This is a genomic window from Butyrivibrio sp. (genome assembly GCF_024699075.1).
Genome location: NZ_JAILQF010000358.1, coordinates 1 through 6,175 on the forward strand (window position 1 = coordinate 1; position 6,175 = coordinate 6,175).

Below are 6,175 nucleotides of genomic sequence, written 5' to 3' on the forward strand. Positions count from 1 at the left end.
TATAGCAAGACAAAATGTTGAAAAAGGACTTAAGAAAAATAGCACCTACAATCTGCTTAGCGGCGCAGGCGACCTCTTTGCTCCATTTGCAAATGAGTCAGAACCTGAAAATCGTCCGAAGTTCGACGTCATATACGAGAACCTTCCGAACGTGCCGCTTGCAGATGACAAGGAAGTCACAGACAGCCGCAACAGTGGTCACTATCTTGAAAAAAGATTAGAGAAAATCCCTGATAAGGTTCACGGCGATATGCTGGATCTTCACTATCTGGCTCTGGTTCAGGCCGGTGATTATCTTACGGATGATGGATTTGTATTTTCATTAATGGGAGGGAGAGTACCTCTTAGCTCTTTTATCAGACTTGGAGAACTGGCCGGGGTACAATCTGAGATCTATACCTATCAGTGGAAGGTTCAGGCTGAGCCTTTGGACGTAATAGGAGGATATGCAAGGCAGGAAGAAGAGGGATTTGGTCCCTTCATATTCTATAGAGCAAAAGATCTTGAAGAAGCCTTTAATGGAGTCAGCGTAGAAGAGTCCGGCCGAAAAGCTTTTGAAATTGAGAAGGCGCTTGAAGATAAGAGACTTACTGCAACTAAAGCTTTTGAAATCTTCAAAAACGGAGGCAGCATAGGACATACAGTCGTAGTGCTGAAGTCACATGTCTAAAGAACTTGATATAAAGATCAGAAAGATCATCGATGAAGCTATAAAGCTTTTGAATGAAAACAATATAGATAGTAATAACATTCCGGAGCAGACAGGCTCATTTGAAAAGAGCACGTCTCCACTTTTGAAATATGCAGAGTCATCTACTCTTCATGGATCTAAAGAGACGGAGCCCTTGCTAAGGCTTATCAGGGAAGTATTCGACTATCTTCCCTGGAAGTACAACTACGAAGAAAGAGAAGATAAGAAAGACTTGGGTTCATATATGGGATGGGCAGAGCTTATAGGGCCTGAAGCTCCATACAAGTCAGATGATTTCTGCCTTGGATTTACATTGATATCACCTTACACTTTGTACCCGGAGCACAGACATCCTGCCATAGAGCTATACAAAGTCCTATCAGGTATTGCAGAATGGACACTTGAAGGAGCAACCAGCAAAAGAGTGCCCGGTGAAGTGATCCTGCATCCTTCTAATAAGATTCATAAGATGCAGACTTATGATCAGGCACTTCTTGCACTATATACCTGGAGCGGAAATGATGTAGTGACTTTGTCTGAATATGTGTGAAGAACGTAAACTATCATATAAAGTCATTAAGGATGCTTGTCTGTTCAAGCGTGAGCAGTAGTAAACAATTGATGAGAAAGGATATGAAATGGAAAAGATAGCAAGCTTTACAGTTAATCATTTAAAACTAGTACCTGGAGTGTATGTATCACGCAGGGATACTGTAGGAGAGGAAGTGATCACAACCTTCGATCTTCGCATGACAGCACCTAACAAGGAACCTGTTATGAATACAGCAGAAATACATACGATAGAGCATCTTGGTGCAACATTTCTTCGAAATGATAAGGAGTTTGGTGATAGGACCATATATTTTGGTCCTATGGGCTGCAGGACAGGATTCTATCTGGTTCTGGCAGGAGATCTTGATAGCAGGGATATTGTGGACCTTCTTACAAGACTTTTTGAATTCATAAGAGATTTTGAAGGTGATATCCCTGGGGCAGCGGCAAGAGACTGCGGCAATTATCTGGATCAGAACCTTGCAATGGCTAACTTTCTTGCAGCTAGATACCTGGATAATGTGCTCTATAACATAAGCGAAGATCAGCTGGTATATCCGGAGTAAACTATAGCAGATGCCTTTAGAAAAGACTTATACTAGTTATCTGATACTGTTATATAGGGCATTGAAATAATAAAGATCATAAATAAGGATCATGAAAAAACTCTCGATTTAGAATAGAAACCTGCATCGCAGGAATCTGTTCTAAAACGAGAGTCTTTTTTTTTTACAGGAAATGTGCTATTTTATAGTGGTAAATTTTGAGGGGAGATACTAGTGTACTTACTCATTCATCTTTGATCAGATATGAACAAGTCAGCGCATTAGTCGTTTACAAAATCTTCACGATATGGGGTAAAGATATCCAAAAGGATACCTTCTTCAAGACATACGCAGCCATGTTCTACGCTGTCAGTCTTTAAGAGTGTATCACCTTTTTCTACAACGTGTTTTTCACCGTCAATTTCAAACTCAAACTTACCGCTAACTACGTAAGTTATCTGAGTATGAGGATGGTGATGAAGAGCTCCTACAGCGCCTTTTTCAAAATGATTTTCAACTGTCATTACGTCGCTACTGTAAGCAAGGACACGTCTTACTACGCCGTTACCAAGATCCTGAGGTGTTACATCTTTGTGATATACCCATCTGTCGTTTTTCATACTATACCTCCAATATTATCGTTTCATTTATTAGGAATCATAAATGATGAGATGAATTTATGATTCTGAAGTATATATAAGCACATATTTAATTAATAATAAAGAGAAAATTTGAACCTGAATTATGTAAATGGAAGATTATGAAAATATTGAAGAAGTTATGGCTTAAACTTTCAATTGAAAGAAAGACTAGAATATATTCACTTACCATTATTGCTGTGGTTATAGCGGTGGGTGTTTTTAATATGTTCATAATCGGAGGATCAATAAATGATCTTGGAACAATTCTTTCTGATCTTACAAGGTGTGTAAATGTTCAGACAGCATTTGAAGAGGAAAATGAAGCTTTCGAAAAGTATATTAGAAATGATATAGATACCAACAAGGAAGCTTATGAAAAGGCGTGTCTTCATACAAGAGCTACTATTACAGGTCTTCCCTATACATACAATGAGATAGGTGCTGAGAGATATGCAAGGACCTGGAGAATAATCAATGCTTATGATTATTATGAAATGAACAGGGACAAAGTTCTTAAAGATGTGCTAAATGGCGAGCTTGATCAGAAAATATACGACCTTTATGATATGCAAAACAGTATATATTCATATATTCAGGAACTTACCAAGATAACAGTCAAAGAGGGAAGCGGTCTATATTCAAGAAAAGTCACCCTTATAGACAGACTTCCTCTTGTTCTTGCGATAATAAGTGCAATAGGACTTTTTCTTGCAGCAGGTTTTGGACGAATACTTTCTATGACAGTAACAAGGCCTCTTAAAAAGCTTGCAGAAGGTGTTCATGACATTTCTGAAAAGAGATTTGATGCAGAAGATATCAAAGTATCTAATGAAGATGAGATAGGAGAACTTGTAGATACCTTCAATATAATGAAGCATGCTATGTCTGAGCATATAAATACACTTCAGGAAAATCAGGAACTTACTAAAAGGATCCACAAAGAAGAAATGGAGAAGCTTGAGATAGAAAAGCAGCTAAGTATCGCAAGACTTGATCTACTTCAAAGCCAGATAAATCCGCATTTTCTTTTTAATACACTTAATGTTATATCAGGCATGGCAGAGCTTGAGGGTGCTGATACTACCCAAAAGATGATAACCAGTCTGTCACACCTTTTCAGATACAACTTAAGGACAAGCTCTCAGTTTGTATCTCTTTCACAGGAGATCAGTATCATAGATGATTATATGTATCTTCAGAGAATGAGATTTGGGTCAAGACTTGTATATATCAAAAATATAGATGAAAGTCTTGATATTAACAGCATTACAGTGCCGGCTCTTCTTCTTCAGCCTATTGTTGAGAACTCAGTGGTGCATGGAATATCTCATATTGAAGATGGTGGCAGGATAGAGCTTAAGGTTTATAAGGAAGATGAATCGCTTTATATAAGTGTTATGGATACAGGGGCAGGCATGACCAGAGACAAACTTGATGAGCTTAATGCAAGGTCTGTATCAGTAACTTCGGATCACGCAGGTATAGGACTTACAAATGTGAAGGACAGGATCAGAAGCCTTTATGCAAACAGCGATGTAACTGTAGATAGTATTGAGGGACAAGGAACAACGGTGACTATATGTATACGATATTGATAGCAGATGATGAAATGATAGAGAGAATGGTCTTAAGAAAAAAACTGATCGATAACTTTGGGGACAGGTGCAAGATAATAGTAGCGGAAAACGGAAGAGAAGTTGTTGAAAAGGTTAAGAAAAATGTTCCTGATCTTTTGATACTTGATATTGAAATGCCGGGAATGAATGGACTTGAAGCAGCTAAAGCAATAAGAGATATGAGTTATGACTGCGGTATTATTTTCCTTACTGCTTTTAATGAATTTGATTATGCCAGAAAAGCAATATCCGTTCATGCGCTTGAATATCTGTTAAAACCCTGTGATGAAAAAGAACTTGTACTATCTGTAGAGGAAGCAATAGGAGCAAGTAAGCCTCAAAAAGCGGCAGGAAGAATTGAAGTCTTAGATGATAGCGATAGAAGCAATGAAAGCACTGCTGATGAGATTCTTAAATACATAGAGAAGCATTACGGTGAGGATCTGTCAGTGCAGGTAATGGCTGAAAAGTTCGCTTATTCAGAGGTATATTTTTGCAGACTTTTCAAACAGCATTTTGGAGAAAGCTTTATCAGTTTTCTTACGGAATACAGGATCAAAAAGGCAGTTGAGCTGTTAAAAACGACCCAGCTTAGCGTTAAGGATATAGGCAAAGCTGTGGGATATGAGGATTCAAATTATTTTACCAAAGTTTTTAAAAGAGTAATGAAATGTCTGCCAAGTGATTATAGATTAAATATGTAATTATGCGTTGTATATTGTGCACATAAATAGCAATTGAATATTATTAAAACTATACATAATAATTGTATTTAGTTCAAATTTTACTATTCGATGTAAAAATATTGCTATTTTATAGTCGTATTTTTCCACTATATAATGTGATTGTAAACAATGACATGGTCGCAGAAAGCAGATAATTTGAAGGCTTAGAGCGTTCAATATTATTTGGATTAAAAATATCTAATTAGTATTTCTGTGATCAATTATAGTTGGGAGGGTTAGACTATGAGAAAAAAACTATTTAGTGCTTTGATGAGCGCATCTATTGCAGTTGCAATGATGTCAGGCTGCGGACTTAATGCTCCGGCTGACAGCTCACAGGATGCTTCACAGGAAGTACAGGATACTTCAAACGAGACTGAAACTACAGATACAACACAGCAGACAGATGCTGCGGATACAAGTTCAGAGTATGAAGTTAATGAAGCAGCAGCTGCAGATCCGGCAGTAACACTTACAATGGCAGAGGTTAATCCTGTTGATGGAACAATCTGTGGTGCCATGGATACTAAATTCAAAGAAGCAGTAGAAGCCATGTCTGGCGGTTCTATTACGATCGATCTTCAGGGCAGCGGTGTTCTTGGTGTTGAAGCAGACATCCTTGATGGTATGCTTGGCGGAACAGGAACAGTTGACATCTGCCGTATTTCAGCTTTTGCACTTAATTCATATGGATGTGACAAGGCAACACTTCTTTCACTTCCTTATACTTTCCAGGATAGAGACCATTTCTGGACATTTGCTAACTCAGAGCTTGCACAGGATTTCCTTAATCAGTCTTCAGAGATAGGACTTGGAGTTAAGGGCCTTTATTATGGAGAAGAGGGATTCCGTCACTTCTTTACAGCAGAAGATAAGCCAATCTCATCACCTGAAGATATGAAGGGTATGAAGATCCGCGTATCCAATGACCCTGTTATGACAGCAATGGTTGAGAATCTTGGCGCAACACCATCACCTGTATCTATGTCTGAAATCTATCAGTCACTTCAGAATGGAACAATTGATGGCGCTGAGCAGCCAACAGCTAACTATAAGTCCAACTCATTTGATGAAGTAGGTCCTAACCTTACACTTGATGGACATACACTTGGCGCAATGATGACTATCATCACAGAGAAGTCATGGGGCGAACTTACAGAGAATCAGCAGCAGGTAATCCTTGATGCAGGTAAGATTGCTTCTGATTATTGTAGAGAGGTTTCTGAACAGAAAGAAAATGAAGTTCTTGAACAGCTTAAAGCTGATGGTCGTAATGTTATCGAAGTAACTGATAAGACACCATGGCAGGAAGCTTGTAAACCAATCGTAGAGCAGTATGCTACAGGAGATCTTGCAGATATTTATCAGCAGATTCTTGATATGGCCAACTAATTAAATTATAAAA

The 6,175-nt window shown here is 38.3% G+C and carries 7 protein-coding genes; 6 read left to right on the forward strand and 1 reads right to left on the reverse strand.

From position 1 onward, the window contains the following. From K6G87_RS14415 to K6G87_RS14425, 3 genes are all read left to right on the forward strand, one after another. Positions 1–670 (forward strand): hypothetical protein (locus K6G87_RS14415; RefSeq protein WP_296838749.1); only part of this gene is annotated, 670 nt, incomplete at its 5' end. Then, positions 663–1,241 (forward strand): dimethylsulfonioproprionate lyase family protein, encoded by a 579-nt coding sequence (locus K6G87_RS14420; RefSeq protein WP_296838751.1) that lies wholly within the window; start codon positions 663–665, stop codon positions 1,239–1,241. The genes K6G87_RS14415 and K6G87_RS14420, both read left to right, overlap by 8 nt. Before the next feature lie 88 nt (positions 1,242–1,329). After that, positions 1,330–1,809: an S-ribosylhomocysteine lyase gene (locus K6G87_RS14425; protein WP_027216398.1), complete on the forward strand. Its 480-nt coding sequence runs from the start codon at positions 1,330–1,332 to the stop codon at positions 1,807–1,809. A 260-nt stretch (positions 1,810–2,069) separates the two neighbouring features. Here K6G87_RS14425 and K6G87_RS14430 read toward each other — a convergent pair whose 3' ends face one another. Next, entirely contained in the window at positions 2,070–2,408 is a 339-nt protein-coding gene (locus K6G87_RS14430) for a cupin domain-containing protein (RefSeq protein ID WP_296838755.1), read from the reverse strand. 140 nt (positions 2,409–2,548) lie between these two features. On the opposite strand from K6G87_RS14430, the gene K6G87_RS14435 reads away from it, so the two are divergent. The 3 genes from K6G87_RS14435 (at position 2,549) to K6G87_RS14445 (ending at position 6,162) form a co-directional block, all read left to right on the forward strand. Next, positions 2,549–4,024: a sensor histidine kinase gene (locus K6G87_RS14435; protein WP_296838757.1), complete on the forward strand. Its 1,476-nt coding sequence runs from the start codon at positions 2,549–2,551 to the stop codon at positions 4,022–4,024. Continuing rightward, complete coding sequence (locus tag K6G87_RS14440) at positions 4,009–4,749, forward strand: response regulator transcription factor (RefSeq protein ID WP_296838759.1); 741 nt, start codon at positions 4,009–4,011, stop codon at positions 4,747–4,749. Before K6G87_RS14435 ends, K6G87_RS14440 begins: the two co-directional genes overlap by 16 nt. Positions 4,750–5,013: 264 nt before the next feature. Continuing rightward, the gene (locus tag K6G87_RS14445; RefSeq protein ID WP_296838762.1) at positions 5,014–6,162 is read left to right on the forward strand and encodes a TRAP transporter substrate-binding protein; all 1,149 of its coding nucleotides are present in this window, start codon (positions 5,014–5,016) and stop codon (positions 6,160–6,162) included. Positions 6,163–6,175 lie beyond the last annotated feature (13 nt).